Origin of the sequence: Micromonospora sp. NPDC048063 (assembly GCF_043202855.1) — a bacterium.
In the GTDB taxonomy this organism is placed as follows: Bacteria; Actinomycetota; Actinomycetes; order Mycobacteriales; family Micromonosporaceae; genus Micromonospora.
The window spans coordinates 404,014-430,301 of sequence record NZ_JBIDBG010000001.1 but is presented as its reverse complement, the minus strand read 5'-3'; the positions used below and the strand labels follow the sequence as shown (position 1 = coordinate 430,301).

The 26,288-nt window shown below is 72.2% G+C and carries 23 protein-coding genes; 10 read left to right on the top strand and 13 right to left on the bottom strand.

Annotated elements, in window-relative coordinates:
* Window positions 1-109: 109 nt before the first annotated feature.
* Window positions 110-2,284 carry an RNA polymerase recycling motor ATPase HelR gene (gene helR / locus ACGFZ2_RS02010; protein WP_393450192.1) on the bottom strand — a complete coding sequence of 725 codons (2,175 nt, stop codon included), beginning with the start codon at window positions 2,282-2,284 and terminating at the stop codon, window positions 110-112.
* Between the two features lie 270 nt (window positions 2,285-2,554).
* Between helR and ACGFZ2_RS02005 the strand changes: the two genes are divergently transcribed.
* The 3 genes from ACGFZ2_RS02005 (at window position 2,555) to ACGFZ2_RS01995 (ending at window position 5,445) form a co-directional block, all read left to right on the top strand.
* Entirely contained in the window at window positions 2,555-3,466 is a 912-nt protein-coding gene (locus ACGFZ2_RS02005) for a GNAT family N-acetyltransferase (RefSeq protein WP_393449120.1), read from the top strand.
* A 227-nt stretch (window positions 3,467-3,693) separates the two neighbouring features.
* Window positions 3,694-4,527 carry a DUF4328 domain-containing protein gene (locus ACGFZ2_RS02000; protein ID WP_393449117.1) on the top strand — a complete coding sequence of 278 codons (834 nt, stop codon included), beginning with the start codon at window positions 3,694-3,696 and terminating at the stop codon, window positions 4,525-4,527.
* A gap of 111 nt (window positions 4,528-4,638) precedes the next feature.
* The gene (locus tag ACGFZ2_RS01995; protein ID WP_393449114.1) at window positions 4,639-5,445 is read left to right on the top strand and encodes a GNAT family N-acetyltransferase; all 807 of its coding nucleotides are present in this window, start codon (window positions 4,639-4,641) and stop codon (window positions 5,443-5,445) included.
* A 60-nt stretch (window positions 5,446-5,505) separates the two neighbouring features.
* On the opposite strand, the gene ACGFZ2_RS01990 is transcribed toward ACGFZ2_RS01995, so the two are convergent.
* A complete protein-coding gene (locus ACGFZ2_RS01990; protein ID WP_393449112.1) occupies window positions 5,506-6,282 on the bottom strand; it encodes an alpha/beta fold hydrolase in 777 nt (258 codons plus the stop codon).
* A gap of 57 nt (window positions 6,283-6,339) precedes the next feature.
* On the opposite strand from ACGFZ2_RS01990, the gene ACGFZ2_RS01985 reads away from it, so the two are divergent.
* Window positions 6,340-9,390 (top strand): BTAD domain-containing putative transcriptional regulator, encoded by a 3,051-nt coding sequence (locus ACGFZ2_RS01985; protein ID WP_393449109.1) that lies wholly within the window; start codon window positions 6,340-6,342, stop codon window positions 9,388-9,390.
* On the opposite strand, the gene ACGFZ2_RS01980 is transcribed toward ACGFZ2_RS01985, so the two are convergent.
* Entirely contained in the window at window positions 9,387-9,938 is a 552-nt protein-coding gene (locus ACGFZ2_RS01980; protein ID WP_393449106.1) for a dihydrofolate reductase family protein, read from the bottom strand. The genes ACGFZ2_RS01985 and ACGFZ2_RS01980 overlap by 4 nt on opposite strands.
* Window positions 9,939-10,084: 146 nt before the next feature.
* On the bottom strand, window positions 10,085-10,417 hold the full coding sequence (locus tag ACGFZ2_RS01975) for a putative quinol monooxygenase (protein ID WP_393265740.1): 333 nt from the start codon (window positions 10,415-10,417) through the stop codon (window positions 10,085-10,087).
* Between the two features lie 113 nt (window positions 10,418-10,530).
* Between ACGFZ2_RS01975 and ACGFZ2_RS01970 the strand changes: the two genes are divergently transcribed.
* Both ACGFZ2_RS01970 and ACGFZ2_RS01965 read left to right on the top strand, forming a co-directional pair.
* Entirely contained in the window at window positions 10,531-10,992 is a 462-nt protein-coding gene (locus tag ACGFZ2_RS01970; RefSeq protein WP_393265737.1) for a hypothetical protein, read from the top strand.
* A complete protein-coding gene (locus ACGFZ2_RS01965) occupies window positions 10,989-13,850 on the top strand; it encodes a M48 family metalloprotease (RefSeq protein WP_393449103.1) in 2,862 nt (953 codons plus the stop codon). The genes ACGFZ2_RS01970 and ACGFZ2_RS01965 overlap by 4 nt, the downstream gene beginning before the upstream one ends.
* 25 nt (window positions 13,851-13,875) lie before the next feature.
* On the opposite strand, the gene ACGFZ2_RS01960 is transcribed toward ACGFZ2_RS01965, so the two are convergent.
* A complete protein-coding gene (locus ACGFZ2_RS01960) occupies window positions 13,876-15,003 on the bottom strand; it encodes a DUF418 domain-containing protein (RefSeq protein WP_393449100.1) in 1,128 nt (375 codons plus the stop codon).
* Between the two features lie 60 nt (window positions 15,004-15,063).
* On the opposite strand from ACGFZ2_RS01960, the gene ACGFZ2_RS01955 reads away from it, so the two are divergent.
* From ACGFZ2_RS01955 to ACGFZ2_RS01945, 3 genes are all read left to right on the top strand, one after another.
* The gene (locus tag ACGFZ2_RS01955) at window positions 15,064-16,200 is read left to right on the top strand and encodes a sensor histidine kinase (protein ID WP_393449097.1); all 1,137 of its coding nucleotides are present in this window, start codon (window positions 15,064-15,066) and stop codon (window positions 16,198-16,200) included.
* Entirely contained in the window at window positions 16,197-16,886 is a 690-nt protein-coding gene (locus tag ACGFZ2_RS01950; RefSeq protein ID WP_393265728.1) for a response regulator, read from the top strand. Before ACGFZ2_RS01955 ends, ACGFZ2_RS01950 begins: the two co-directional genes overlap by 4 nt.
* A gap of 391 nt (window positions 16,887-17,277) precedes the next feature.
* Window positions 17,278-17,907: a hypothetical protein gene (locus tag ACGFZ2_RS01945; protein WP_393449094.1), complete on the top strand. Its 630-nt coding sequence runs from the start codon at window positions 17,278-17,280 to the stop codon at window positions 17,905-17,907.
* 117 nt (window positions 17,908-18,024) lie between these two features.
* Here the strand turns inward: ACGFZ2_RS01945 and ACGFZ2_RS01940 are convergent, their stop codons facing one another.
* The 7 genes from ACGFZ2_RS01940 to ACGFZ2_RS01910 are packed head-to-tail and all read right to left on the bottom strand — an operon-like array spanning window position 18,025 to window position 24,004.
* A complete protein-coding gene (locus ACGFZ2_RS01940) occupies window positions 18,025-18,573 on the bottom strand; it encodes an OsmC family protein (protein WP_393449091.1) in 549 nt (182 codons plus the stop codon).
* A gap of 37 nt (window positions 18,574-18,610) precedes the next feature.
* Window positions 18,611-19,237 (bottom strand): VOC family protein, encoded by a 627-nt coding sequence (locus tag ACGFZ2_RS01935; protein WP_393265721.1) that lies wholly within the window; start codon window positions 19,235-19,237, stop codon window positions 18,611-18,613.
* A 40-nt stretch (window positions 19,238-19,277) separates the two neighbouring features.
* Window positions 19,278-19,886 (bottom strand): alkylhydroperoxidase domain protein, encoded by a 609-nt coding sequence (locus ACGFZ2_RS01930; protein WP_393449088.1) that lies wholly within the window; start codon window positions 19,884-19,886, stop codon window positions 19,278-19,280.
* Window positions 19,883-20,494 carry a CMD domain protein gene (locus tag ACGFZ2_RS01925; RefSeq protein ID WP_393449085.1) on the bottom strand — a complete coding sequence of 204 codons (612 nt, stop codon included), beginning with the start codon at window positions 20,492-20,494 and terminating at the stop codon, window positions 19,883-19,885. Before ACGFZ2_RS01925 ends, ACGFZ2_RS01930 begins: the two co-directional genes overlap by 4 nt.
* The gene (locus ACGFZ2_RS01920) at window positions 20,491-21,528 is read right to left on the bottom strand and encodes a putative FMN-dependent luciferase-like monooxygenase (protein WP_393265715.1); all 1,038 of its coding nucleotides are present in this window, start codon (window positions 21,526-21,528) and stop codon (window positions 20,491-20,493) included. Before ACGFZ2_RS01920 ends, ACGFZ2_RS01925 begins: the two co-directional genes overlap by 4 nt.
* Window positions 21,525-23,147, bottom strand: a complete 1,623-nt coding sequence (locus ACGFZ2_RS01915; RefSeq protein WP_393449082.1) for a dipeptide ABC transporter ATP-binding protein — start codon at window positions 23,145-23,147, stop codon at window positions 21,525-21,527. The genes ACGFZ2_RS01920 and ACGFZ2_RS01915 overlap by 4 nt, the downstream gene beginning before the upstream one ends.
* Complete coding sequence (locus ACGFZ2_RS01910) at window positions 23,144-24,004, bottom strand: ABC transporter permease (RefSeq protein ID WP_393265711.1); 861 nt, start codon at window positions 24,002-24,004, stop codon at window positions 23,144-23,146. Before ACGFZ2_RS01910 ends, ACGFZ2_RS01915 begins: the two co-directional genes overlap by 4 nt.
* Window positions 24,005-24,105: 101 nt before the next feature.
* Between ACGFZ2_RS01910 and ACGFZ2_RS01905 the strand changes: the two genes are divergently transcribed.
* A complete protein-coding gene (locus ACGFZ2_RS01905) occupies window positions 24,106-25,215 on the top strand; it encodes an RNA-guided endonuclease InsQ/TnpB family protein (RefSeq protein WP_393449079.1) in 1,110 nt (369 codons plus the stop codon).
* 120 nt (window positions 25,216-25,335) lie between these two features.
* Here the strand turns inward: ACGFZ2_RS01905 and ACGFZ2_RS01900 are convergent, their stop codons facing one another.
* Window positions 25,336-26,280 carry an ABC transporter permease gene (locus ACGFZ2_RS01900; RefSeq protein ID WP_393449076.1) on the bottom strand — a complete coding sequence of 315 codons (945 nt, stop codon included), beginning with the start codon at window positions 26,278-26,280 and terminating at the stop codon, window positions 25,336-25,338.
* Window positions 26,281-26,288 lie beyond the last annotated feature (8 nt).

Sequence of the window (26,288 nt, the reverse complement as noted above, 5' to 3'; positions counted from 1 at the left end):
CGCCACGACGGCGGCGGGCAACCGCCTCGCGGCAAATGACTGCATCGGGCGGACCACAGGTCCGATCCGGCCCGACCGCCCACCGGTCAGCGCTTGGCGCCACCGCCCGTTAGTCGACGACTTCCGCTCCGGGATGCCCGACAGGGCTCGTGAGGATGACGAGTTGCTGGGTGGCTCGGGTCATCGCGACATAGCGGTCGACCGCTCCTTCGATGCCCTCGCCGAACGCCTCCGGGTCGATGAGGACCACCAGGTCGAACTCGAGCCCCTTCGACAGCTCCGGGGTCAGCGACCGGACGCGGGACGTCGCCCGGAACGTGGGATCGCCGATGACGCAGGCGGTCCCCTCGGCGTGCGCGGCGAGCCAGGTGGCGAGGACCGAGTCCAGATCCGCAGCGGATCCGTGTACGACGGGGATGCCGCTGCTGCGGACGGAGGTCGGCACGTTGGCGTCCGGAAGCGCGGCCCGGATGATCGGCTCGGCTTCCACCATGACCTCTTCCGGCGTCCGGTAGTTGATGGTCAGGGAGGCCACGTTGATCCGGTCGAGCCCGATCCGCTCGAGCCGTTCCTGCCAGGACTCGGTGAATCCGTGCCGGGCCTGGGCGCGGTCCCCGACGATGGTGAAGCTGCGCGACGGGCAGCGCAGCAGCAGCATCTGCCACTCGGCGTCGGTCAGTTCCTGAGCCTCGTCGACGACGATGTGCGCGAACGGGCCGGCGAGCGGGTCTCGATCAGCGCCGGGCAGGCCGGTCTCGTCGACCAGGGCGTCCCGCAGGTCCTGCTGGTGCAGCATTGTCATCAGGCCTTCGCCGTCGTCGTACGCGGCGGATGCGATCAGGTCGTCGACGACCCTGGCCATGTGCTCGCGCTGGGCGGCGACGGCGGTGTCGCGCCGATGCCGACGCCGGGACGCCTCCGGGTCGCCGAGCCGCTGCCGCGCCGCGTCCAGGAGCGGCAGGTCGGACACCGTCCAGGCCCGCGCGTCGCCGCGCTGCAGCTTCCGTACGTCGTCGGGGCCGAGCCAGGGAGCGCACCTGCGCAGGTAGGCGGGGACTGAGAACAGGTCCGCGACGAGGTCGGCCGGGTCGAGCAGCGGCCAGGCACGGTGGAAGGTCGTGCGCAACTCCCTGTTCCGCAGCAGCGACCTGCGGACCACGTCATCCGGCTCGTCGCCGTCGTACTTGTCCACCAGGACGGTGAGCAACTCCGCCCAGATCTCGTCACGTGCCTCGTTGTGCGGGGTACCGGGCCCCGGCGCCTCGAACGCCTCGGCCCAGTCGTCGGCGCTCAGCCAGATGTCGGACTCGTCGGTCGTGACCGTCATTCCCTTGGCCGGCGGCTCCTCGTAGAACCTGACGGCCGCCTCGATCGCCTTCGCCAGGTCCGCGGACGACTTCAGCCGGGCCACGTCCGGGTCGGTCTCGACGGTTGCCGTGGCACCCTCGGGGACGAGGTCCCGCAGGGTGCAGGTCTGCACGTCCTCCTCGCCGAGGCTGGGAAGGACGTCGGCGACGTAGGCCAGGTAGGGCTCGTGCGGACCGACGAACAGCACGCCGCCCCGGCGGTGACCGAGGCGGGGGTCGGCGTAGAGGAGGTAGGCGGTGCGGTGCAGAGCGACGACGGTCTTCCCGGTGCCCGGACCGCCGTCGACGACGAGCGCGCCGCTCGACCCCGCACGGATGATGGCGTCCTGGTCGGCCTGGATGGTGCCGAGCACGTCGCGCATCCGGGGCGACCGGGTGCCGCCCAGGCTGGCGATGAAGGCGGACTGGTCGTCGAGCGCGGCGTGCCCGTCGAGCCCGTCCGAGGTGAACACCTCGTCCCAGTAGTCGCTGATCCGGCCACGGGTCCAGCGATACCTGCGGCGGCTTGCCAGGCCCATCGGGTTGGCATGGGTCGCCCCGAAGAACGGCTCCGCCGCCGGGGAACGCCAGTCGAGCAGCAGCCGGCGACCCGCGCCGTCCGTGAGGCCGAATCGTCCGACGTACACGGGCTCGGAGTTGTCCGGGCCGACCATGCGTCCGAGGCACAGGTCCAGACCGAAGCGACGCAGGGCGCGTAGGCGAGCGGTCAGCCGGTAGATCTCCTCGTCCCGGTCCATCGCCCGCCGGCCCATCCCGCCGGGCGCCTTGCGTGCGGCATCGAGGCGGCCGGACAGGTCGGCGATCGACTGCTCGAGGCTTTCCGCGATGGCCGCGAAATGCTGCTCGTCGGCGGCGATCAGCTTGGGATCGGCCTTGGCAGAGAGGTTGTCGGGAAGATCAAACGCGCTGGTGGTCAGCGGGTTCACGTATAGCTCCGATCTGAGGCCGCTTGCTGGCCTCGGCCGGCAATTCTGTGGCACGACCCGGGTCTTGCCACAAGCCCCCGGGTGCGATATACGTTGAGAGCGGCAGGGAGCGGATGCTCTCCTGGATCGCCGCTGTGGACGGACAAGCCCCTCGTGAAGCGCCGGCTCGCCACGTACGGCGGCACGGTCGCTCAACAGTCACGTTCTCGACGGCGCAGAATCCAGGTGCCGCTGGGGCGAGGCGGCGGATAGCTTACGAAAATGAGCGCAATCCCGATCACCGGACCGCACCTACAGTTCCACACCGATCCAGGTGAGTTTCTTGCCGCGGCCGGCGACTACCTGGCCGCCGACCCGGTGGTCAGCACGGTCGTGACCACCGTTGCGCACCGACTGTTGTCGCAGCGCGCCGCCGGGATCGCGCAGCCCGACCGCAATTGGTGGCTGGTGATCAGGGACGAGTCCGGCGCCGTGGTCGGTGCCGGGATGCGGACGGCGCCGTTCGCACCCTATCCGCCATTCCTGTTGCCGATGCCTGACGAGGCGGCAGTGGCCTTGGCCCACACGTTGCACGAGCGCGGGGAGCAGGTGCTCGCGGTCAACGGCGCCCTTCCTGCCGCTGAGCTGTGCGCCGCTGAGCTGGCCCGACTCGGCGGGGGCCGAGTCCAGGTCAATCTGCACACGCGGCTGCACGAGCTCGGTGAGCTGGTGTGGCCGGCGCGTGCGCCCGGTGGCTTGGAGGCGGCGACCGAGGACGACTTGGAACTGGTTACGGAGTGGTTCGGCGCGTTCATGGGCGACGCCGACGAACAGGCCGGCCGTCAGCGCGGTGCCAGTGCCAACGAGGTACCCGACCGTGCGGAGATGCTGCGCCGGCTGCAGGGCGGGCAGTTTTGGTTCTGGGTCGACGAGACTGGGCAGCGGGTGCACCTCACCGGCGCCAACCCACCGTCGTTCGGGGTCGCGCGCGTGGGCCCGGTGTACACGCCGCCGGCCCAGCGCGGGCGCGGTTGGGCCAGCAACGCGGTCGCTGAGGTTTCCCGGCGGATCCAGGCCGAGGGTGCGCGGGTGTGCCTGTTCACCGACCAGGCAAACCCGACCTCCAACAAGATCTACGCCACTCTCGGCTACCGGCCTGTGGTCGACATGGCCAATCTGGTCATCGTTCACTGACGTCGAACGCATCGCGGTGTGCACCAGCATCCGGTACGCCCCCTCCACGCCGCGCGACGCGGGGTCACCGTCCACCGCGTGATCGTCTAGTCTGCGCCCGTCGCCTCTCACCGCCTTCCTGGACGGTCAACATGCAATGCCAGACCTGCGGGGACGCCACGTCCCCGGCTTTCAACGAATGCCAGCGCTGCGGCACACCGCTCGGTCAGCCGGCAATCACTCCAGGAGTGCCCACGTACCCCGTCCGGCGCCTGGGCACGGCCGCCGCGACAGCGGTCGGCGCGGCCAGCCTGCTCTACCTGCCGAGCGGGCTGTTCCCCGTGCTCGGCGTACGGATGGCCCGCACGGCCGCCGAGCGGGGTGACCGCGACCTGCTGCTGGGCGCGGCCGTCGCCGAGGGGCTACTCACCCTGGTCTACGCGCTGGCGCTCCTGACCGCCGCGGTGCTGGTGATCATCTGGACGTGGCGGGTGCGGACGAACCTGGCGGCATTCCCGGGAGCCCTGCCGACGCTGAGCCCGGCCTGGGCCATCGCCGGTTGGCTGGTCCCGTTCGCCAACCTCGTCGTGCCGGCCCGTGTCGTGGCCAACGTGGCCCGGGACAGCCTCTGGCGGCGGAACACGCCGGTGCTGGTCGGGGTCTGGTGGACGACGTGGTTGGTGTTCACCGCCGGGGACCGGATCGTCGGTCTCCGCGACGAACAGCGGTACGGCCGGCTGACCGAGTGGCCCCGCAGCGAGACGGAGTTCGCCACGTACGTCCGCTACTACCAGGAGGCGCTGGGCCCTCGGGTGATCCCCACAGTCGCCTGTCTGGTCGCTGGCGCATCCTTCATCGTGCTGATCCGCCGGATCTCCGCCGCCCAGCAGGACCGGATCGCGAAAGCAGCTCCGCTCTGGCCCGGGTACCCAGGCGGGGTCGTGCCGGGCGCGCCCTACCCGCTGCCCCGGAGTGCGTCGGCGAACCCGGCGGGGTCGATGTCCGACATGCCGGCCGTGCCGGGTCCGGCCTCAGCGTCGCCGCCGGCCCCGCCGGTAGCGGGTGGCACGATCGGGGCATGACGGGACTGGTTTAGGACGTGTCTCGAATGTGCTTATCGCCGGCGTGACACTGTCGGCGAGCGATTCAAAATCACGTGCAATCTACGCCCAGTCATGCTGGGATAATTCGTTATGAATGTCCATTTTCTCAATGACGCCGACTTGACGGACAGGATGGAGCAGAATCTGGCGGAACATGCCTGTCACCTGCATCGGAGCATGAGCGGTGCGACCGTTACGGAGACTGATGACCTCCTGGTCGCCGACAGCAGCCTGGACGACGACACTTTCAACATCGTCGCCGCGGCCCGCTTCACCGCCACCACTGCTACGGCACGTATCACTGAGACCGCCCGGACACTGGCTCGCACCGGCCGCCGTTTCTCCTGGTGGGTGGGGCCCGCCTCGAGGCCACCGGACCTCACCGCCCGCCTGACGGCGGCTGGTCTGCCAGCATCCGAACGCGAGACGGCGATGTGGGCCGAGCTGGACGACACCCTGCCGCTGCCCGCTGCCCCAGGACTGGACATCCAGACGGTGGCCACGCCCGAACAGCTCGCCGACTACGCCGCGGTTCTCGCCGCGAACTGGACCCCGCCCGCTGACACCGTCCGCCGCTTCTTCACCCAGGCCGCCCCGCAGGCCCTGGCCGGGCACTGTCCGGCCCGTTACCTGGTCGGCTACGTAGACGGCCGTCCGGTCTGCTCGGCCGAAGTGTTTCATCACGCGGGCGTTGCCGGGATCTACAACATCTCCACCCTGGCCGCCCACCGCCGACGCGGCTACGGCGGTGCCATCACACTCGCCGCACTCCACACGGCCCGCGACCGAAACCACCACATCGCGGTCCTGCAGGCGTCCACCGACGGCGAGCCCGTCTACCGCCGCCTGGGATTCCGCTCCTGCGGCCAGTTCACCGAACACACCATCAACCCCTGACACCCCGAACTCCACAAGCCACCTGCCCACTTTCACAACGATCCTGGTCACGAGCTGCCGTTACGCGTCGAGGAACTCGTCGATCATCGGGGCCAACCATTCCGCGCGCTGCGGCACCGTGGTGTGGGTGGTGCCGGGCAGGACCGCCAGCCGGCCGGCCGGCAGGCCCGTCAGGTCGCCGACCACCCCGCCGCCGAGCAGCCGGAACATCTCCACCGCGTGCTCGGGCCGGACGATGTCCGAGTCGGCCAGGACCAGCAGCGTCGGCGCGGCCAGCTCCCTGATCGCCGAGGGCGGCCACCGGGGCGGGTCCGCGTCCAGTTTCTTGATCTTGCGTACGAGGGTGGGCCAGGCCGCCGGGTCGGGGGCGGTGCGCACGTACTCGTCGTGGAACTCCGAGCCGTGCAGGTGCTCCGGTTCGAGGTGCTGGATGCCGTCCAGCAGCCCCGGATGCAGGCCGGTGGCGTCGAAGCTCACCGAGGCCAGCACCAGACGGCCGACGCGGTGTGCGTGATCGGTGCCCAGCCGCAGCGCCACGGCCGCGCCCAGGCTCCACCCGAACACGTCCGCCACGGCGACGTCGAGATGGTCGAGCAGGGCGACGACGTCGATCGCGAAACCGTCGACCGACAGCGGGCCATCGCTGTCCGCCGTGCGTGCGTGGGCCCGCAACTCGACCGCGACCACGCGCCGGGTCTTCGCCAGCAGCGGCAGGATCGCGCCGAACGAGGTGCCGATGCCGGAGAGGGCGCCGTGTAGCAGCACGAGCGGCCGGCCGGGCCCGTCGCCGTGCGACTCGTAGTACATGGACAGACCGTTCACGGGTGCGTACGCCATGGCGTCAGCCTGCGCCACGCCGCTTACGACCCGCTTACCGCAGGTAGGGTGGCCGGCATGCGTTTCGGCGTCCTCGGGCCGCTCGCCGTTGCCACGGACGCTGGCGCGCCGGTCACGGTGCCAGGCGCCAAGGTGCGGGCGCTGCTGGCCGACCTGCTCGCGCACCGCAACCAGGTGGTCTCCGCCGGCCGGCTCGTCGACGACCTCTGGGGTGACGCCCCGCCCGCCAACGCGGCGGGCGCTCTCCAGGTGCGCGTGTCGCAGCTGCGCAAGGCCCTCGACGACGCCGAACCCGGTGCCCGGGACCTGGTCGAGTCCCGCGCGCCCGGGTACGTGCTGCGAACCGACGCGGTGGACGCCGACCGGTTCGTCGCGCTGGCCGCCGAGGACGACGTGGAGAGCCTCACCGAGGCGCTGGGGTTGTGGCGGGGCGAGCCGTACGCGGACGTGGCGGACGAGGAGTGGGTGCGCGCCGAGGTCACCCGGCTCGCCGAAGCCCGGCTGGTGGTGCACGAGAAGCTGGCGTCGGCGCGGTTGACCCGGGGCGAGCACGCGCTGGTCGCCGCCGACCTGGCCGAGCTGGTCACCCGGCACCCGCTGCGGGAGGGGCTACGGGCGCTGCACATGCGGGCCCTGTACGCGTCAGGCCGGCAGTCCGAGGCCCTGGACAGCTACGCCGACCTGCGCCGCCGGCTCGCCGACGAGCTGGGCCTGGACCCCGGCCCGGACCTGACCGCGCTGCACCGGCGGATCCTCGAGCAGGACACCGCGTTGCGTCCGCCGCCGGCCGCCGCGCGGATCCGCAACAGCATGCCGGCCCGGCTGGACGAGCTGGTCGGCCGCGCCGAAGCGCTCGCCGAGCTGCGTGCCCTCGTGCCGGGACAGCGGCTGGTCACGCTGGTCGGTCCCGGTGGGGTCGGCAAGACCCGGCTGGCCACCGAGGTCGCCCGTGAGCAGGCGTTCCCCGACGGGGTGCACCTGGTCGACCTGACCGCGTTGCGCCCCGGTGAGACCGGCGTCGCCGACCTGGTGCTGGCCGCGCTCGACGTCCACGAGATCGCGGGAAGCCGCGTCACCGCCGACGACCATCTGGTGGCGGCGCTGCGGCATCGGCGGGCCCTGCTGGTGCTGGACAACTGCGAGCACGTGGTCGAGCCGGCCGCCGCGCTGGTCGCCCGGCTGCTGCGGCAGGCACCGGAGGTGACGGTGCTGGCGACCAGCCGGGAACCGCTCGGCCTCGCCGGTGAGCTGCTGTGGGAGGTGGGGCCGCTGCCCGTACCCGCCGAGAAGTCGGACCTCGACGCGGTCCGCCGGTCCGCGGCGGCCCGGCTGTTCGCGGCCCGGGCCGCCGCGCAGCAACGCGGCTTCCACCTGGACGAACGGACCGCGCCGGCCGTCGCGCAGCTCTGCCGCCGCCTGGACGGCCTGCCGCTCGCGCTGGAGCTGGCCGCGAAGCGGGTACGCGCGTTCGGTCTGGCCGGTGTCGTCGAGCGGCTGGACGACCGGTTCCGGCTGCTCGGTACGACGCAGCGGGACGTCCCCGCCCGGCAGCGCACCCTGACCGCGGTGATCGGCTGGAGCTGGGACCTGCTCACCGACCACGAGCGGGCGGTCCTGTCCCGGCTCGCCGTGCACGCGGACGGCTGCCCGGCGGAAGCCGCCGAGGCGGTCTGCGACGCCGACGTCGACGTCCTGTCCGGGCTGGTCGACCGGTCGCTGCTGGTGCTGGACGAGTCCGGCGTGGTGCCGCGCTACCGCCTGCTGGAGTCGGTCGCCGCGTACGCCCTCCAGCGCCTGGACCCCGCCGACCCGGTCCGGGCGCGGCACGCCGCGTACTGGACGCGGTGGGCCGAGCGCGCCGACCCGCTGCTGCGTGGCCCCGGCCAGCGCGAGTGGCTGGCCCGCCTGGACGCCGAGACCGGCAACCTTCGTGCGGCCCTCGCCCACGGCGGTGGCCTGCGCCTGGCCAACGCCCTGACCTGGTACTGGTTCCTCCGTGGACGGCTCACCGAGGCCCACCGGGCCCTGACGCTCGACGGCGACGCCGCGGCGCGCGCCGAGGCGGCCGTGTGGCGGGTCGGGTTCGCGCTGCTGAGGGGTGAGCCGGTCCCGCCCACCGAGGTCGACGCCGCAGTCGCCGGGCAGGCCGACGGCCGCGCCACCTGGTTCGTGGCTGCCGCGCTCCTGGAGAACAGCAACCGGACGCGGAGCGCCGACCTGCTGGACCGGGCCGTCGCGGCCGGAGACGACCCCTGGGTCGAGGCGGCCGTGTGTCTGACCCGGGCCATGCTCGCCCACGCCGCCAGCGACGTCGCCGCGCTGGAGAGCGCCGGTACCCGTGCCGCCACGCTCTTCGCCGAGCTGGGTGACGACTGGGGCCGGCTGCAGGCGACCGACTGGCTGGGCGGGCTGGCCGAGTTGACCGGCGACCACGAGCGGGCCGCCGCCCTGCACCGCCAGGGCCTGCGGTGGGCCGAGGAACTGGGGCTGTGGCCGGAGGTGGGGTCCAAGCTGTCCTGGCTGGCCTGGCTCGCCGTGCAGACCCGCGACCACAGCGCGGCGCGGGAGTTGGCGGAGCGCGCGTACCGGCTGGCGGTCGAGCAGGACTCGCCGTCCGCGCAGGTCTTCGCCGAGCTCAGCCTCGGCATCGCCGCCCGCCGCGACGGCAAGCTCGACGTCGCCACCACCCACCTGGAACGCCTGGTCGCGCAGGGCGGAGAGGACGCGCTGTTCCTGCCGATGGTGCTCGCCGAGCTGGCGTACGCCGTCGCGGAGGAGGGCGACGGCGACCGCGCGCTGGCGCTGCACGCCCGGGCGTTCGACGTGTCCGTCGCCATCGACGCGCCGCGCGACGCCTGCGGTGCGTTGGAAGGCCTCGCGTCGGCGGCCCCGACCCCGCAGGTCGGGGCGCGGATCCTCGGGGCCGCGCACGCCGCCCGGGTCGCGGCGCAGGCGCCGGTCGCCCCGGCGGAGCAGGACGAGATCGACCGTACGACGGCGCGGCTGGTCGCGGCGCTCGGCGCGGACGGATTCGCCGCGGCGTACCGGGCCGGGCACGACCTGGGCCCGGGTCAGGCCCGGGCCCTGGTCCAGCCGCTTCCTGCCTAGGCGGCGGCCGGCGTGTAGGTCGCGATGATCACGCCGCTCTTCATGACCTTCGTGTCGGTGAGGGTCAGCGCGGTCCGCGCGTCGGACAGCGGCGCCGACACCGAGGGGCCACCCACGAGGACCGGGTGGATCCAGAACCGCACCTCGTCCACCAGGCCGGCCTTGACCAGGGCGTCGGTGACCACGCCGTAGCCGTACATCAGGATGTCCTTGCCGTCCTGGGCCTTCAGGGCGGTGACCGCCTCGATCAGGTCCCCCCGCAGCACCTCGCTGTTCTTCCACTCCGGGTCGGTGAGGGTGGTCGAGGCGACGTACTTCTTCACGTTGTTGAAGTAGGCGGCGCCGGTGCTCGGGTCGCTCTCGTCCATGTTCGGCCAGGCCGCCGCGAAGCCGTCGTAGGTGCGCCGGCCCATGAGCAGGGCGTCGGCCGCCTCGGTCTGCGCACCGGCGAAGGCGGCGGCCTCGTCGTCGAAGTACGGCATGGTCCACGCCGGGTCCTCGATGACGCCGTCGAGGGTGAGGTAGGTCGAGTTGATGATCCTGCGCATGTCGGGTTCCTCCTGGTTGTTGCGTGCCCCGTTCGACAACCAGGACTCTGCCCGAGGCGCCTTACGGTTCGCTTCACGTGCCCTTACGGACCACCTCCCGCCGCGTATCGGCGACGACCGAGCGGTCGCGCGCTCGCAACTGGTGGTCAGCTGCGGTCGGGAACGGCCATCTCGCCGAGCGGGGACCAGTCGTCCTGCGGGATCGTCACGTTGACGATGCGGGGCGTCTCGGCGAGGTGTGGCGGCAGGGCCTGCTGCGCCGCCCTGAAGTGCGCGGACTGGACGTGCGCCGCGCCGGCGCTCTCGTCGCGGAACGCCTCGACCAGGACGTACTCGGTCGGGTCGTCGACGCTGCGGGACCAGTCGAACCACAGGCATCCCGGCTCACGGCGAGTGGCCTGGGTGAACTCGTCGGCGATCTCGGGCCACCGGTCGGCGTGCTCTGGCAGTACCCGGAACTTGGCGGTAATGAAGATCATTGACGTCTCCCGTCCGTAGGCGTCGTGGTGGAGAGACCGGCGTCGGCCGGGTGCCCTGCCGGAAACCTTACTGTCGGGTTCCTGGGCTGGTGCCGTACCGGCACGATGGCCGTGTGACCGAGCCTCAGAACGCCGCCGCCGATCTGGTCGTGGATGCGGCCCGCGCGGGGGTCCGCCGGATCGCCGCCGAGGAACTTCCGATCTTCGACGAGGTCGCCGCCGGTTGGCGACGGCAGATGTCGAAGGGACGGGTGAGCTGGTCCGTCCCACAAGGTGGGGTTGGCTTCGGCATCGACACCACCCTGCTCACCGAACTCGTGCTCCAGGTGGTGGCCGCCGCCGTGGGCGAGGTGCTCGTCCTCGGTGCCACCACCGCCCGGGTCGGCCTGCTGCGTCGCCGCCGCCGTGAGCTGCCCGCCCCACCCGATGCCCGGCCCGGGCTGGATTCCGCACAGGCACGTCGACTGCGGGAGGCGTGCCACCGGCACGCGGTGGCGCTGGGCCTCGATCCCAACCGGGCGGAGCTGCTCGCCGACGCGGCCGTCGGCGCGATGGTCGATCCACCGGACGAATGACCTGGCCCGGTGCCGGCGCGACCCGCGACGACCGTGGTACGGGTGCGGACGGCATGACCGGCGGCGGTCGTGGTGTCGGCGACGGAGGTCCCGGTGCCGGCTCACGCGTCCCCCCGGACCGGCTCGCATGGCTCTACGCACTCGTGCTCGCGTCCCTGGTCAGCGTCGGGATCAGCGCCGGTGGCCTCTACTTCGTCGCCGACCGCTCGCTGTCCCGACCCTGGGCGGCAGCCGTCGACGTCTGCACCCGGGCCCATTCGGGGAGGGCGGCGCAACAGACGACTGTCCGCGACCGCTGCATGGCCGGGCAGTTCCGCCGGCGTGGAGTGGTCATGGTCGCCGGGGCGGGGATCGCGCTGGGCGGGGCGGCGGTGCTCGTCCTGGTGCCGCCGCTGGCCGACCGGCGTCGGCTTCGCCGCCGACTCACCGTGCCCGGCGCGCAGGAACGCTTCGCAGATCTCTGCGATCGGAACCAGCTGGCCGCACGACACCGGCCGAGACTGGTCGTCGCCGCCCCGCCGGTACGGCAGGCGTACACCACCGGTGGCGTGCTCGGCAGGCCGACGGTGGTGCTCCCGGCGGCCGTCGCGGTGGCCCACGCCGAGCCGGCGCGCTTCGATCCCGTGGTCGAGCACGAACTCGCGCACGTCCTCGCCCGGGACGTCGCCTGGGCGTCGGCTGTCCGTGGCCTGGTATGGCTGCCGGTGCCGGCGGTGCTCGCCGCCGGCCTGCTCGAGGTGGCCTTCTTCGGGCTGAACGCGACCTACCTGACGGCGCTCGGCCGGGCGGCGGCCATCGCGGTGCTGACCGCGCTGCTGGCGGCCGGTCTGCTGCGGCGACGCGAGCGGGAGGCCGACCGGTACGCCGCCGAGGCCGGCCACGCCGTGCACCTTGCCGCGCTGCTCCGCGCCGGGGCCGGTCGTCCGACGCGACGGCGTCGACTGCTCGCCCGGCATCCGGATCCGGTGGCTCGGGCGACGGCGCTGGGCCGGCCGGCTGACCCGCCGGGGAGTTGGACGCACGGCCTGGCGGTCGGCGCGGTCGCGATGCTGGCGATGAGCTCCGCCGACGCCCTCGCACGTGACCTCTTCCTGACCGTGCAGGCGACCGTCGGCCCGCCCGTCGCGGTCTGTGTCGGCTCCGTCCTGCTGACCGTGGGACTGCTGCCCGCGCTGGTTCGCCGGGCTGCCGCCGGCGCGGGCGGATGGTGGCGGCCGGTTCTCGGCGCGGGCACCGGCTTCGCGGTGACGGCGTTCATCGCCATCGCGCTGCCAGTTCCGGGAAGTTCGGGCGTGTCGGCCTGGACGGACCCGCCGGCCGCGATGCTCACCGCCGCCCTGGCGGGAGCACTCGCCGCCGCGGTGGCCGGGCTCTGCGTGCTGCTGGCGCGGCTGGTGGTCGCCCTCCAGCCCGGGTCGGTCGGCTGGCGTTCGGCCACGTACCTGGTCGCGGCGGCCGCCGGTGTCGCGGTGCTCTGGCCGTTGCCGGCGGTGGCCTCCGTGCTGGCCGATGGCGAGGTGGTCCGCGGCTGGCTGGTCTTCGCGCTGCCCCGCACCGGCTGGCCGCTGCTCGCGTTGCTGGTCCCGGTGCTGGTCGGCCTGCTACTCCACAGTGCCGGCGACGGGCACCGGCGTCCGGAGCGCCGGTGGGACCGGGCGGTCGTGGCTGCGGTCCTGATTGCCGTGCTGATCGGCGCCGGGTCCGCCGTCTGGTGGACCCGGCTGTCCCCGCCGGGAACTCTGGCCGAGGCGAACCGGCTGGCCCAACAGCGCTGGCTGCTCTGCGCGCTCACCGGCTGGGCGGTCCTGCTGGTACTCGCGGTCCGCCGTCGTACCGGTGTCGGCCGGGCGCTGACCGCAGGCTGGGTGGCCGGCGTGGCGGCGGCGCTGCTGCAGTACCTGCACGCCCTGGTCACCGGACGGGCAGACGGGCTGGGTACCGCCGAGGCGCACCTGCTGGCGCCGCTGGTCTGGCTGGGCTACCTCGTCGCGTTCACCCTCCCGTTCCTGGTGTCCTGGCCGCCCGTCCCCGCTCCGGTCCCGTCGTCCTCGGGCGACACTCGGTCACCCGTACCGGCGGTCGCGCTGCTGGCGGCCCTGCTCGCCGCGGTGGTGCTCGGACCGGGGATACCCGGTGCGTACGCCCCGCTTCCGGTGGCGGATCCGACCAGAGCCGCGGCGCCGTCGGCGGCTGCGGTCGTCCCGCCGGCGCCCGACGTCACCGCCGGGTCCGCGCGGCCCGGTCCGGGGCCGCCCGACCCGGGTCGGCTGCTCACCCGTGCGGAGGCCCGCCGGGCGGCCGGTGCGGTTCGGGCGGTGCTACCGCGGGGCTGGCGGGTCCGACCCGACCGGGGTGACAGCGGCGGCGGCTCCCGGATAGAGCCGTCGGCCTGCCGGCCGCTGGCCGAGGACTCCTACCTGGACCGGCTCGGCGGAGTCGAACGGGTTCGGGAGCGGGCCCGCTACGCGACGGTGCCCGGCCCCGCCGCAACCGCATCGACCGAACTGGTGATCGAGATCAGGTCCCATGCCGTTCCGGTGCCCGCGTCGGTGCTTGCCGAGGCGGAGCTGGCGCGCCGGGCCTGCCCCGGCTTCACCGCCCGGGGCGGGGACGGCTCGGCCGTGCGGTTCGCGGTCGACACGCGGCCGCCGCCCGTGCTCGGTGAGCATTCCTGGCGGGTGGACTACCGGCTGTCCGCCGGCAGCGGGCAGACGCGGATCACCGGACGATCAGCCTTCGTGATCGTCCAGGCAGGGCACAACCTGGTGACCGTCTACGCCAGCGCCATCTCGGAACCCCTGAACGAGCGGCTACTCGGTGCGGCGGTCGAGGCCGCCGTGGCGGGACTGACCGGCTGACGGAAGCTCTCCCGGGCGGCGACCGTCAGGCGCCTGGTCGCTCCGATGACGCGGCGACCCGCAGGGGCGGGCGGCGAGCCCAGGTGGCCCACCGCCAGAGCCACTCGAGCGGGCCGTTGCGGTACCGGGTCAGCCAGAGGGTGGACCACAGCCACTGGACGACGAGGACAGGTCCGGCGATCAGGAGGACCGTCGTCACGGGCCAGTCCTCCGGCCGGCCGCCGACGAGCCTGGCGGCCACCAGCACCAGGATCGTGGCGGTCAGGTAGTTGGTCAGTGCCATCCGGCCCAACGGCGCGAAGACGGCTCGCAGGGCCGGGCGGAGCGGCGTCCTGAGTAGAACCAGCAGGGCGCACACGTAGGCCCCGGCGAGCAACAGCCCGCCCAGGGACATCGAGAGGCTGGCGTCGCGGTCCTGGTCACTGCTCAGCGACTTGACCTGCGACCACAGGAAGGGCGCGGCCGCTACCGCGAAGACCAGGCCGAGCACGGCCGGCACCGTCGCAGACTGCCCCATTCGGCCGATCACGCCGTACCGGGTGAGGGCTGAGCCCGCCAGAAACAGCCCGGCGATCAGGACGAAGTGACTGTCTCCGATGATCAGCGCGGTGACGATGAGGAGGGTGCCGAGGATCGCCACCGTCCACCGGGGCAGCCAGGTCGAGGGGAGCAGGACCAACAGGCCGACGATGGCGTAGGCGTGCAGGATGTCGCCTTGCCACAGCAGCAGATGCGCCACACCGATCGCGAGCAACACCAGAAGCCGGCGTAGCAGGAGCAGCCGTGGACGGGCAGCGCGCCCCTCGGCGGAGGCCAGCAGCAGCGAGAAGCCGATGCCGAACAGGAAAGCGAAGATCGGGAAGAAGCGCTGCTCGACGAGGAGCCCCATCCACGCGTGCCCGTCGTCCAGGCCTGCCGACGGTCTCGCCTCGACGACGACCCGACCGGCGTTGGCTATCGGCTGGACGTTGGCCAGCAGGATGCCACACAGCGCGAAGCCGCGAATCACGTCGAGCGCGGCGATACGTCGTCGGCCCCCGGGGCGCGTCGGTGGGCGCTCGGCTTCGAGCGTCAGGCGAGAGTCGTGATGTGACATGGGTTCATCCTGCGGACACCGCCGGCCGCCGGCATCGGGCCAAAGCACACTCCGCACTGTCGACGACCGTACTTTTGACCGGTTCGGTGCGGATGGAGATTTCGTATTCTGAGCAGAATGGGTCTTCACGATCGGCTGAGCCGGCCGGCCGATGTCGGCCTCGGCGTCCTCTCCGCCGCCTTACTCGCCCTCCAGGCGGTCGCGATCGCGCAGACCTGGGGTGGCGGCTACTGGCAGTTCGACTGCGCCGCCGGCGCGGTGACGTACGGAATTGTCCTGCTGCGCCGGCGTCACCCGGCCGGGGCAGCCGTCGCGGGCCTCGCCGTCGCGGCGACCGCCATCCTGGTCGCCCGACTTGCCCACCTGCCCGCCGAGCCCAGCCCCGCCATGGTTCTCATCCTGTCCGTGCTCGTCGGCTCGGCGGTCAGGGCGCTCAACCTGCCGTTGGCCGGCGCCGTCGCGGCCGCCGGGCTCGCCGTGGTCGCCGGTACCCGGCTCGCCTTTCCCGGCGACTCGGGAAGCCGGGCCGTGACGTCGTGGAACGCGGCCGGGTGGCTCGCGGCTGTCGCGCTCGGGCTGGGTCTACGGTTGCTCGACGCCCGTGGCCGGGCCGTCGCCGAGCAGGTGCGCCGGGACGAGCGCATGAGTCTGGCCCGGGAGCTGCACGACGTCGTCGCCCACCACGTCACCGGCATCGTGCTCCAGGCCCAGGCCGCCCAACTCGTCGCCGGCAAGCGCCCGGAGGCGCTGGCCGGCGTGCTGTCCGGCATCGAGCAGGCCGGCTCCGACGCGTTGGCCGCGATGCGGCGCGTCGTCACCCTGCTGCGCGACAGCGACGACGCGCCGCCAGTCGCCGTCGTTCCCGAGCGGCTCAGCGAGTTGGTCAACCGCTTCGGCGGCCACGGACCCACGGTGCGACTGCGGATGCCCGACGGCGAACCCGAATGGCCACCCGAGGTGACCAGCACCGTCTACCGGATCGTCCAGGAATCGCTGACCAACATCTCCCGCCACGCCGCCCACGCCCACTCGGTCATGGTCACCGTCACCCAGGATCGGTCGGCCATCACTGTCGAGGTCGCCGACGACGGCAGACCGGTCCGACCCCGACCCCACCACCTCGGCGGGTACGGCCTCGTCGGGATGCGCGAACGCGTCGAAGCCCTCGGCGGCACGCTGCGGGCCGGCCCGCGAGAGGGCTCCGGCTGGTGCGTACACGCCACCCTGCCCGTCCCCACCCCGGAGCCGCGATGACCATCACCGTCCTGCTCGCCGACGACCAGGCGATGGTACGCAGCGGCCTGCGGCTCATCCTGGAGAATGAGCCCGACATCAGCGTGGTCGCGGAGGCCGCGGACGGTGTCGAGGCGCTCGCCGCGGCCCGGCGACTCCGCCCGGACGTATGCCTCGTCGACATTCGGATGCCCCGCCTCGACGGCATCGAGGTGACCCGCGCGCTGGCGGGTCCCGGCGTCGTCGACCCGCTGCGGGTGGTCGTGGTCACCACCTTCGACCTCGACGAGTACGTCTACGGTGCGCTGCGTGGCGGGGCCGTCGGTTTCGTCCTCAAGGACGCCGGCCCCACACTGCTCGTCGAGGCCGTTCGGGCCGCCAGCGTCGGCGACGCGCTGATCTCCCCGTCGGTCACCCTGCGGCTGCTGCGCCACCTGGCGGTCACCGCGTCACCCGCCGGGAGGTCGGGACGTCAACCGCTCCGGCCACTGTCCGAACGGGAGACCGAGGTGGTCAGGGCCATCGCCGCAGGCCGTACGAATCAGGAGATCGCCGCCCAGCTGTTCATCTCCCTCAGCACCGTCAAGAGCCACGTGTCCGGCATCCAGACCAAGCTCGGCGTCCGCAACCGGGTGGAGATCGCCGCCTGGGCCTGGGAGAACCGCATCGTGGGCGGCGGGCGGCAATCGGATCTCGGGTCAGGGTGACCGGACGGGAACCGAGGCGGGCGACCCGGCGCACTTCTGGGCGGCCAGGCGAACGGTCCGTGTCGACCTCACGACGGGACAGGGCTGCCGGACGCTTCGTCCGGCGCCTCGACCCGCTCGCCGAAAACCGCGGAGATTTGGCGCGCGCTCACTACCCTGTTGCATGATCCTGAGCACAAGTCGACAGCGATAAGGGCTTCACATGACCGACAGTCACCCTCCGCACGGAGGGCAGCCGGATCCGAACGTCACCCCCCGGAGCGGGCCGCCGACCCCGCAGGGCAGGCGCCCCGGAGACGGCCAGCCACGGCAGGCACCGCGGTTCGAGGCCCCGGCCCCGCCGCCGCGGAAGTCGAAAAGGGCTCTGGTCATCGGTCTGTCCGCCGCCGTGGTGGCCCTGCTCGTACTCGCCGGCGTCGGGTTGGCCCTCGTCGACGACGACGATCACACCCCGAGCGCAACCAGCGGCGAGCCGGGCGCCGACGCCACCCCCACCCCGCGTGGGTCCGAGTCGCAGGAGCCCGGCGACAACGCGGTGACCGCCCGCTCCGACAGCGACCTGGGCAACGTCTGCGAGGGCAGTCAGATCCTCAACGCGGCACCCTACAACGGGCCGGCGGGCGCGAAGGCGTACACGTTCGCGAACTCCCCCGACCAGCCGGCGCGCTGGTCGTCGACGTCGATTCCCTCGAACAAGCCGTACTACGCCGGGAGCACCGACTTCGAGTCGGTGTCGGTGGTCGGCTGCCTGGAGTTCGTGGGGGGCGAGGGCACGCCCCGCGAGTGCGAGTACCAGGACACCCTCCTCAAGCAGTTCACCGTCGACTACGTCTCGTCGCGCTACAAGCTGACCTTCTACGCGGCGAAGACCGCCGAGAAGATCGGCGACGGCGGCATCGTGAGCACCCCGGCGAACCGGTGCCCGAACTTCCTCTCGCAATACAACAAGAACACCATGAGGGCGTACGCGTCGCCGGACGCCGACACCATCGAGGCGGCCCTGGACAAGTTGCTGTCCTGAGGCCGACCGGTCGACTTCGGGGAGGGACGGTCACCCGTCCCTCCCCGACGCCCACAGGCCGCCTCTGCCGACCCGCACCCACCACCGACCGCACCGGCGCGCGCCGGGTTCGCCGAGTCAGGCGGCGCGGCCCCGCTCGTCCCCGTCGGCCGAGGTCACCCGAGCCAGCGAGCCGCTGATCTCCTGCGGATTGCGCAGCAGGTTGAGGATCGGGCACACCCGCTGCACCTCAGCGTGCAGCCGGGCCAGGTCCTCGTCGGGGGCGGGCGAGGCGACCTGCACCTCGTATCGGAAGTCGTACGGGTGGACGGGCACCTCGCTGTTGCCGGGCTCCTGGGCACGTGGGTCGTACTCGGCCTGCACGTCCACCGTGAGGGAGTCGAGCGGAATCTCCAGTTCCGCCGCCTTGATCAGGAAGATGTGCGTCACGCAGCTGCCGAGCACGCCGGCCTGCAGCTCCGGGGAGCCGGGCCCGAGGTCGTAGCCGGCGAAGTCCGGACCGCTGTCGCTGATGACCTGGAAGTCACGGATCCGGATGCGCCGTACGCCGCTGCGTCCCTCGGCGGTGACCCGGGCGCGCAACGGAACGGGGCCGCGGTCCGGGGCGGCACGGCGCGCGGTCAGTGCCGCCCGCTTCTGGGACAGGTATTCACGAAGGTTACTCACAGCATCGCTCTCTTCTGGTTCTTACCGGGTCGGCCGCTCAGCGCAGGGTCACCGAGCCGCGCGGGGTGTCGAGTACCGCCTCCAGCGCGGTCGCCGGTCCGGCGGTCACGTCGAGTTCGACGCCGAGCGCGGCGAGGTCGCGGCGGACCACCGACGGGTCCGGGTGCGTCGCGGTGAACGAGGCGAGCCGCACCTGCGGCAAGCCGGAGCGCGCGGGATGTTCCGTGCCGCCCCAGTCGATGAGGAACGGCACCAGCCCGCCCGCCGCGCGTTCCTCCCGTCGGGTCAGTCGCCAGGACAGCAGCACCCCGTCGGGTCGACGGCGGGACAACGGCCGGATCTCGCCCGGGTCGTACCCGCGTTCGCGGGCGAGGCCGACCGTCTTCTCGATGTCGTCGGGGTGCACCGCCCAGGTGGCGAGGCGAGGCTCGGTCAGGGCGTCCAGGCCGAAGGCGCTCGGGCGGACGGCGGGATCGGCCTCCGGATCCGGACCGATGATCTCGAGGTACGAGGTCGGGCCGAACCCGACGAGGTAGTTGGCGGTGCCGCCAGGGTGCCGGCCCCCGGGAACGGGGGTGACGCCGGTGCGCGCCGCGAAGTCGGCGACACCGGCGGCGAGGTCGGGCACCGCGTGGACAAGGTGGTCGAGTCGGGGTTCGGTCATGTCACTGCCACTTTCTAGGAGGACTGGCGGCTGGCGGTGCTCACGCGGCCGGTGGTGGAGTCGGCTCCCCGAGGGAGAGCATGAGTCGGTTGGCCCAGTTGAAGAAGGCGGCCGCATGCAGCAGGTCGCTGATCGCCAGGTCGTCGAGACCGACCGCGCGCAGCGCGTGGATGTGCTCGGCGGTCAGCGCGGCCGGCGTGGCCGTGAGGGCCACCGCGGCGTCGACGATGGCCCGCCAGCGCTCGTCCTGGGGTGCGTCGACCCCCTCGTCGAGCAGCCGCTGCACGTCGTCGGGGCGCTTGGAGTGGTGCGAGGCGAACCGGGCATGGACGGAGGCGCAGAAGACGCAGCCGTTGCGGCGCGAGGTTGCCGCCGCCGCGAGTTCCCGCTCCGCCCGCGGTAGGCCCCCGTCCGGGTTGTAGAAGATGTCCTTGTCGGTCTTCGTCCGCGCGCGCAGGGTCTCCGGGTCCCGGGCGAGCAGCAGGAAGTAGGGAGAGTTGGCGCGCGCCTTGTCGACGAGCGCCTCCCAGTGGACGTCGGTGAGTTCCGCCTCGCTCAGCGGTGCGAGCCAGGGCTCCCAGCCGAGCTGGTCCTGGGTGAAGGCGAGCGGCCGCGCGGCGGCGGGACGGTCGAGCACGGTGTCGGTCACGACGGGGATCCCTTTCTGGGCGGCACGGCCAGGAGGCGGAGGCTCGTGACGAGGCGCACCTGGAAGCTGAGGAAGGCGACGAGCTGCGACAGGGTCACCACGTCGGTGGTGCTCCAGCCGGCGTCGAGGAGGGCCTGCAACGCCTCGCGGCTCGACTCGCGTGGACGGAACACCAGGAGGTGGGCGTGTTCCAGGGCGGCGGCGAGCCGCGTTCCCAGCTCGTCGCGGTCGTTCGTCCGGTACGCCGGCCCCGCCACGCTCTCCGCGGCAAGCGGACCGGGTGCCGGGTAGGCGCCGTAGGGGCCGGTGGTCCTGCCGGCCTCGGCCTCCTTCGCGATCAGCGCGGCCAGCTGCGGTGCGTGCTCGGCCAGCCGGGCGGCGTAGAAGTCGGCGGTCGCGGCGTCCCGGTGCAGTGCGGTCACGAACGCGGCGACGGCGAGCCGCTCGGCCGTGGTGACCTCCCCGGCAGGGCGCCGCGAGAAGAGCGCCTCGTAGCTCGCCTGTGCGTTCCTCCTGGCCTCCGGTCGCCGGTGGCGGATCTGGTCGAGGCGGGAGGCGGGCTCGATGCCGACCAGGTGGTCGATGACGTCGGCGATGGATGTGCTCATGCGCTGCTCAGTTCGGTTGACGGGTCGGCGGTGGGGTGCGGCGCCCAGCCGAGCGCGGGCGCGACCTCGGTCGCGAGCAGCTCGATCGAGCGGAGGACGAACGGATGCGGGGGGTCGACCGAGTGCACCTGGAAGACCAGGTCGGTCGAGCGCTGGAGGATCGGGTCGGCCTTCAGGCTGGCGATGACGTCGTCCGGCGTTCCGACGTGCACGTCGAACGCGGCGATGAGCTGGGCGAGGCCCCCGTCGGGCACGGGGTGGCCCTTCTCCCTGAACTGCCGGGCGGCGCGACCGAGCCCCGCCTCGGCGAAGCGCAGCGCCTCGGCGCGGCTGTCGGCGACGAACGCCGTACGCGACGCCATGATCCGCGGCGGCACGCCCTCCGGCAGGTTGTCGTGGTAGGCGTCCACGATGGGACGCTGGATCTCCGCCAGCGTGGCGTGCGGGGCGTCCTCGGTGCGCGGCTGGGTACGCGAGAGCATCAGTCCGTTGCCGGCCTTCCCGGCGCGGACTCCCCCGCTCACCGAGAAGGTCGCCTCCCAGATGGCGTCGAGCAGGCGCGGCGCCGCCGGGTAGAGGTGGTTGCCGTCGTCGCCGAGGGCGCGGCCCGACCAGGCGTCGACGAGCACCGCGAGGTGCTGGGCGTAGATGGCCGAGCGGTTCGCGCTGTCCTGACCGAACGCGCTGAACGACGAGGGGGTGCCGCCGTTGCCGACGCCGACTTCGAGTCGGCCGCCGCTGAGCAGGTCGAGCACCGCGGCGTCCTCGGCGACGCGAACCGGGTTCTCCAGCGGCAACGTGATGATGCCGGTGCCGAGGCGGATCCGACTGGTCCGCGCGGCGACGTGCCCGAGGAACACCAGGGGTGCCGGCAGCCCGCCCTCGGCCGCGTGGAAGTGGTGCTGGGCCACCCAGGCGGAGTCGAACCCGTACGCCTCGGCGTGCCGGATCTGCTCGGCGGCCAGCCGGTAGCGCGCCTCCGCCGGCCCGTCGTCGAGCAGCCGGGTGAAGAACCCGAGTCGCGGACGGCTCATGCCGCCAGCTCCGCGACGGCGCCGGGTACGGCGGCGAGCAACTCGCGGGTGTATTCGTGCTGCGGCGTCTCGAATACCTGCCGCGTGGTTCCGGTCTCCACGATGCGTCCCTTTCTCATGACCGACACGGTGTCGGAGATCTGCCGCACCACCGAGAGGTCGTGCGAGATGAACAGGTAGGTGAGCCCGAGTTCGCGCTGCAGCCCGTCGAACAGGTCGAGGATCTGCGCCTGCACGGTCACGTCGAGCGCGGAGACCGCTTCGTCGAGCACGAGCACCTCCGGGTCCACGGCCAGCGCGCGGGCGATCGCGACGCGCTGGCGCTGACCGCCGGAGAGCTCACGCGGCTTGCGGTCGAGCACCGTCTGCGGCAGGGCCACCCGGTCGACCAGGTCCCGCACCCGCTTGCCACGGCCGGCCCGGTCACCGAGCCGGAAGTTGCGCAGCGGTTCGGCCACGATGTCGCCGACGGACTGCCGGGGATCGAGCGAGCCGGCCGGGTTCTGGTAGACCAGTTGCACCCGGCGGCGCAGCTGGCGCAGTTCCTCGCCACGCAGCCGGGCCACGTCGGTGCCGCCGATCGTCACGGAACCGGAGGTCGGCGCGGCGAAGCGGACGACCATCCGCGCGGTCGTCGTCTTGCCGGACCCCGACTCGCCGACGAGGGCATGGGTCGTCCCCCGCCGTACGTCGAACGAGACCCCGTCGACCGCCCGGAACGGCTTGCGCCCGACCCGGAACTCCTTGACCAGGTCGCGGGCGACGATCGCGGGCGGCTGCCCGACGGCGGAGCTTCCGCTGCGCGCCGGAGGGAGGACGTCGCGGAACTGTCGTGGCGCCAGCGACGGGGCGTCCCGCAGCAGTCGCCGGGTGTACTCGGCTTCCGGTCGGGCCAGCACCGCCGCTGTCGCCCCCTGCTCCTCGACCCGCCCGTCGCGCATCACGACGAGCCGGTTCGACCGGTCGGCGGCGACGCCGAGGTCGTGGGTCACGAGGATCACGGCGGTGCCGAACTCCGTACGGAGGTCGTCGATGAGGTCGAGGATGCGCCGCTGCACGGTGACGTCGAGCGCGCTCGTCGGCTCGTCGGCGATGACGAGCTGTGGTTCGAGGGCGATCGCGCTGGCGATGAGGACGCGCTGACGCATCCCGCCGGAGAGTTCGTGCGGATACTGCCGGGCGCGCAGCTCGGGGTCGGACAGGCCGACCCGGTCGAGCAGTTCGATCACGCGGCGCGAGATGGTGCGTCGGTCGCCACGCTTGTGGATGCGCAGCGTCTCGCCGATCTGCGCGCCGATCGTCATGACCGGGTTCAGCGAACTCGTCGGGTCCTGCGGGATCAGGCCGATCTGCGCGCCGCGCACCGCCTCCAGACGCTTCGACGACCAGCCGGCGACATCCGTGCCGTCGAGCAGGATCTGGCCGGAGTCGACGGACCCGTTCGCGGGCAGCAGGCCGATGATCGCGTGTGCCGTGGTCGACTTGCCGGAGCCGGATTCACCGACGACCGCGACGACCTCGCCGCGGTCGACGGCGAACGAGATGCCGCCGACCGCGGGGTGGACGTGGTCGCGGGTCCGGTAGGAGACGGTCAGGTCGCGTACCTCGAGCAGGCTCATCCGTCCTCCCTGCTGATCGAGCGGCTGATGCGGCTGGCGGCGAGCACGACGAGGACCACGACCACCCCCGGCAGGGTGGTCAGCCACCACGAGGTGGCCAGGTAGTTGCGTCCTTCCGAGATGAGCAGCCCCCACTCGGGAGTGGGCGGCTTCGCGCCGTAGCCGAGGAAGCTGAACGTGGAGATGGCCAGGATCGCGGCGCCGAACTGCACCGCGGCGAGCGCCACGACGGGGCCGAGCGAGTTGGGCAGCACGTGCCGCCGGAGCACCGTGGTGAACCGGCCTCCGCTGCCGAACGCGGCCTCCACGTAGTCGGCGCGCCGGACCCGTACCACCTCTGATCTTGCCAGCCGGGCGAAGGCCGCCACCGAGCCGATGCCGACGGCGATCGCCACGTTGATGGTGCCGGGGCCGAGCAGGATGATGGCCGTCAGCGCCAGCAGCAGTCCCGGGACGGCCAGGAGCACGTCGACCACCCGCATCACCAGCTCGTCGAGCAGGCCGCCGACCGATCCGGCGAGCAGCCCGAGCAGTGTGCCCAGCACGAGCCCGACCGCCACGGCGACGAACGCGCCGGACAGCGAGCGGGCGGAGCCGTGCACGACGCGGGCGAAGAGGTCCCGGCCCAGGGCGTCCGTGCCGAAGAAATGCTCGGCGCTCGGTGCCTGGAGCTTCTGCACCGGTACGCCGTTGATCGGGTCGTGGCCGGTGAACAGGCCCGGCGCGACCGCCCACAGCACGACGACGGCGATCGCGAGCCAGGCGAGCACGAGCGCGACGGGTGGCCGCCGCAGCGGCAGCCGGGCCGGGGCCGGCCGCGCGGGCCGGAGAACGTCGATACCGGATTGGGCGGTCATCAGAGTTGCGGCGTGGAAACCCGGCCGTTCAGGGCCGGGAGGAAACGCCGCTGCCTCCCCTCAATGATCGTGTAACACAGTGGACTGATAGCTTGTGAAATGTGGGCGGGGTGGTGAAGCGGGCGTACAAGTACCGCTTCTATCCCACCGGTGAGCAGGCCGAACAACTCCACCGCACTTTCGGGTGCGTGCGTCTGGTCTACAACAAAGCCCTTGAGATGCGGACCCGCGCATACGCCACGGAACGCCGCTCGATCGGCTACGCCGAATCGTCGGCGGCCCTGACCGAATGGAAACGCACAGAGGAGTTGGCGTTCCTCAACGAGGTGTCCAGCGTTCCGCTGCAACAAGCGTTGCGGCATCTGCACGCCGCCTACACGGCGTTCTTCGCCAAACGCGCCCGATACCCCCGTTTCAAGTCGAAGAGGAAGTCCCGGGCCAGCGCCGAGTACACCCGGTCGGCGTTCCGCTGGCGGGACGGGCAACTGACTCTGGCGAAGATGGACGCCCCGCTGGACGTTGTGTGGTCGCGTCCGCTGCCCGAGGGCGCCGTACCGTCCACCGTCACCGTGTCCCGAGACGCGGCCGGCCGCTGGTTCGTGTCCCTGCTTGTCGAGGACCCGACCGTCCGGCCGCTTCCACCGGTGGATACGGCGGTTGGCGTCGACGCGGGGCTGACCAGCCTGGTGACCTTGTCCACCGGGGAGAAGGTCACCAACCCCCGTCACGAGCGGGCCGACCGGCGGAAACTCGCCAGGGCCCAGCGGGACCTGGCCCGCAAGGAGGAAGGCTCGGCCAACCGGGCCAAAGCTCGACTCAAGGTCGCCAAAATTCACGCCCGGATCGCCGACCGGCGACGGGACCACCTGCACAAACTGTCGACTCGACTCGTCCGCGAGAACCAAACGGTCGTGATCGAAGACCTGACGGTGCGCAACCTGCTGCGCAACCACCGGCTCGCCCGCGCCATCTCCGACGCGGCCTGGTCGCAACTGCGGGCCATGCTGGAGTACAAGGCCGCCTGGTACGGGCGCACCCTGGTGACGGTGGACCGCTGGTTCCCGTCGTCCAAGCTGTGCTCGGACTGCGGGCGACTGACCGAATCCCTGCCGTTGAACATCCGTACGTGGGAATGCCCGTGTGGCGCGATCCATGACCGGGACGTCAACGCAGCGAGAAACCTCCTGGCCGCCGGGCTGGCGGACAGGTAAAACGCCTGTGGAGCTGATGTAAGACCTCAACGGAGTCCCTCCGGGCGGGCAGTCGGCGACGAAGCAGGAAACCCCACGGGCGACCAGGGGGAATCCCGGCCCTTCAGGGCCGGGCGGATGTCAAGCGGTGACACCGACCTTCGTCGTCAGTCGCGGGTCGAGGACGGGACAGAGCAGATCGACCACGAGGTTGACCAGCACGAACACGGCTGCGGCGAGCACCACGATGGCCAGCATCACCGGCGTGTCCTGGGCGGTGACCGCCTGCTCGGTCAGCCGGCCGATGCCGTTGCGGCCGAAGACCGTCTCGGTCACGACCGACCCCGCGATGAGCTCGCCGAAGGTCACCCCGGCGATCGTCAGCGTGGGTAGCAGCGCGTTGCGGGCGACGTGCCGCCAGAGGATCCAGCGGCGCGAGGCGCCCTTGGCGGCCACCACCGCGACGAACGGCTGCGCGTAGACCCGGTCGAGGCTGCGGGCCAGGACCTGCGCCAGCGGCGCCGAGATCGGTACGGCGAGAGTCAGCACGGGCAGGACGAGCTGCTCGAACCGGGTGCCGCCGATGACGGGCACCAGTCCGAGCTGGAACGAGAACACCTGGATCAGCACGATGCCCAGCCAGAAGGTGGGGACCGAGATGAACAGCGACGGCACCGCCAGCAGCGCACCCCGGATCCAGGCGAACCGGCTGCAGCTCGACACGAAGGCGATGGTCACGGCGATCAGCACGGCGACTCCGAAGCCGAGGCCGGCGAGCTCGGCGGTCGCCGGCAGGCCCTCGGCCAGTCGCTCGATCACCGGCGTGCCGGTGTCGATCGAATAGCCGAAGTCACCCCGCAGGAAGCCCAGCAGCGTGTGGACGTACCGGACGATGCCCGGCTCGTCGCCGCCGTACAGCTGGCGGATCTCCGCGATCTGCTCGGGCGAGAGCCCGAGCTCCGGGTTCTGGAACTTGATCAGAATGGAGTCGCCCGGCAGCAGTTGCAGCAGCACGAAACCGGCGGTGAAGGCGGCCCACAGCACGAGTACGGCCTGCCCGACACGGAGCGCGAGATACCTGGTCATGAGCCGCC

Coding starts and splice junctions, on each gene's coding strand:
- ACGFZ2_RS02005 (WP_393449120.1), top strand. CDS start 2,555: ATGAGCGCAATCCCGATCACCGGACCGCACCTACAGTTCCACACCGAT.
- ACGFZ2_RS01995 (WP_393449114.1), top strand. CDS start 4,639: ATGAATGTCCATTTTCTCAATGACGCCGACTTGACGGACAGGATGGAG.
- ACGFZ2_RS01990 (WP_393449112.1), bottom strand. CDS start 6,282: ATGGCGTACGCACCCGTGAACGGTCTGTCCATGTACTACGAGTCGCAC.
- ACGFZ2_RS01985 (WP_393449109.1), top strand. CDS start 6,340: ATGCGTTTCGGCGTCCTCGGGCCGCTCGCCGTTGCCACGGACGCTGGC.
- ACGFZ2_RS01980 (WP_393449106.1), bottom strand. CDS start 9,938: ATGCGCAGGATCATCAACTCGACCTACCTCACCCTCGACGGCGTCATC.
- ACGFZ2_RS01975 (WP_393265740.1), bottom strand. CDS start 10,417: ATGATCTTCATTACCGCCAAGTTCCGGGTACTGCCAGAGCACGCCGAC.
- ACGFZ2_RS01965 (WP_393449103.1), top strand. CDS start 10,989: ATGACCTGGCCCGGTGCCGGCGCGACCCGCGACGACCGTGGTACGGGT.
- ACGFZ2_RS01955 (WP_393449097.1), top strand. CDS start 15,064: ATGGGTCTTCACGATCGGCTGAGCCGGCCGGCCGATGTCGGCCTCGGC.
- ACGFZ2_RS01950 (WP_393265728.1), top strand. CDS start 16,197: ATGACCATCACCGTCCTGCTCGCCGACGACCAGGCGATGGTACGCAGC.
- ACGFZ2_RS01935 (WP_393265721.1), bottom strand. CDS start 19,237: ATGACCGAACCCCGACTCGACCACCTTGTCCACGCGGTGCCCGACCTC.
- ACGFZ2_RS01925 (WP_393449085.1), bottom strand. CDS start 20,494: ATGAGCACATCCATCGCCGACGTCATCGACCACCTGGTCGGCATCGAG.
- ACGFZ2_RS01920 (WP_393265715.1), bottom strand. CDS start 21,528: ATGAGCCGTCCGCGACTCGGGTTCTTCACCCGGCTGCTCGACGACGGG.
- ACGFZ2_RS01915 (WP_393449082.1), bottom strand. CDS start 23,147: ATGAGCCTGCTCGAGGTACGCGACCTGACCGTCTCCTACCGGACCCGC.
- ACGFZ2_RS01910 (WP_393265711.1), bottom strand. CDS start 24,004: ATGACCGCCCAATCCGGTATCGACGTTCTCCGGCCCGCGCGGCCGGCC.
- ACGFZ2_RS01900 (WP_393449076.1), bottom strand. CDS start 26,280: ATGACCAGGTATCTCGCGCTCCGTGTCGGGCAGGCCGTACTCGTGCTG.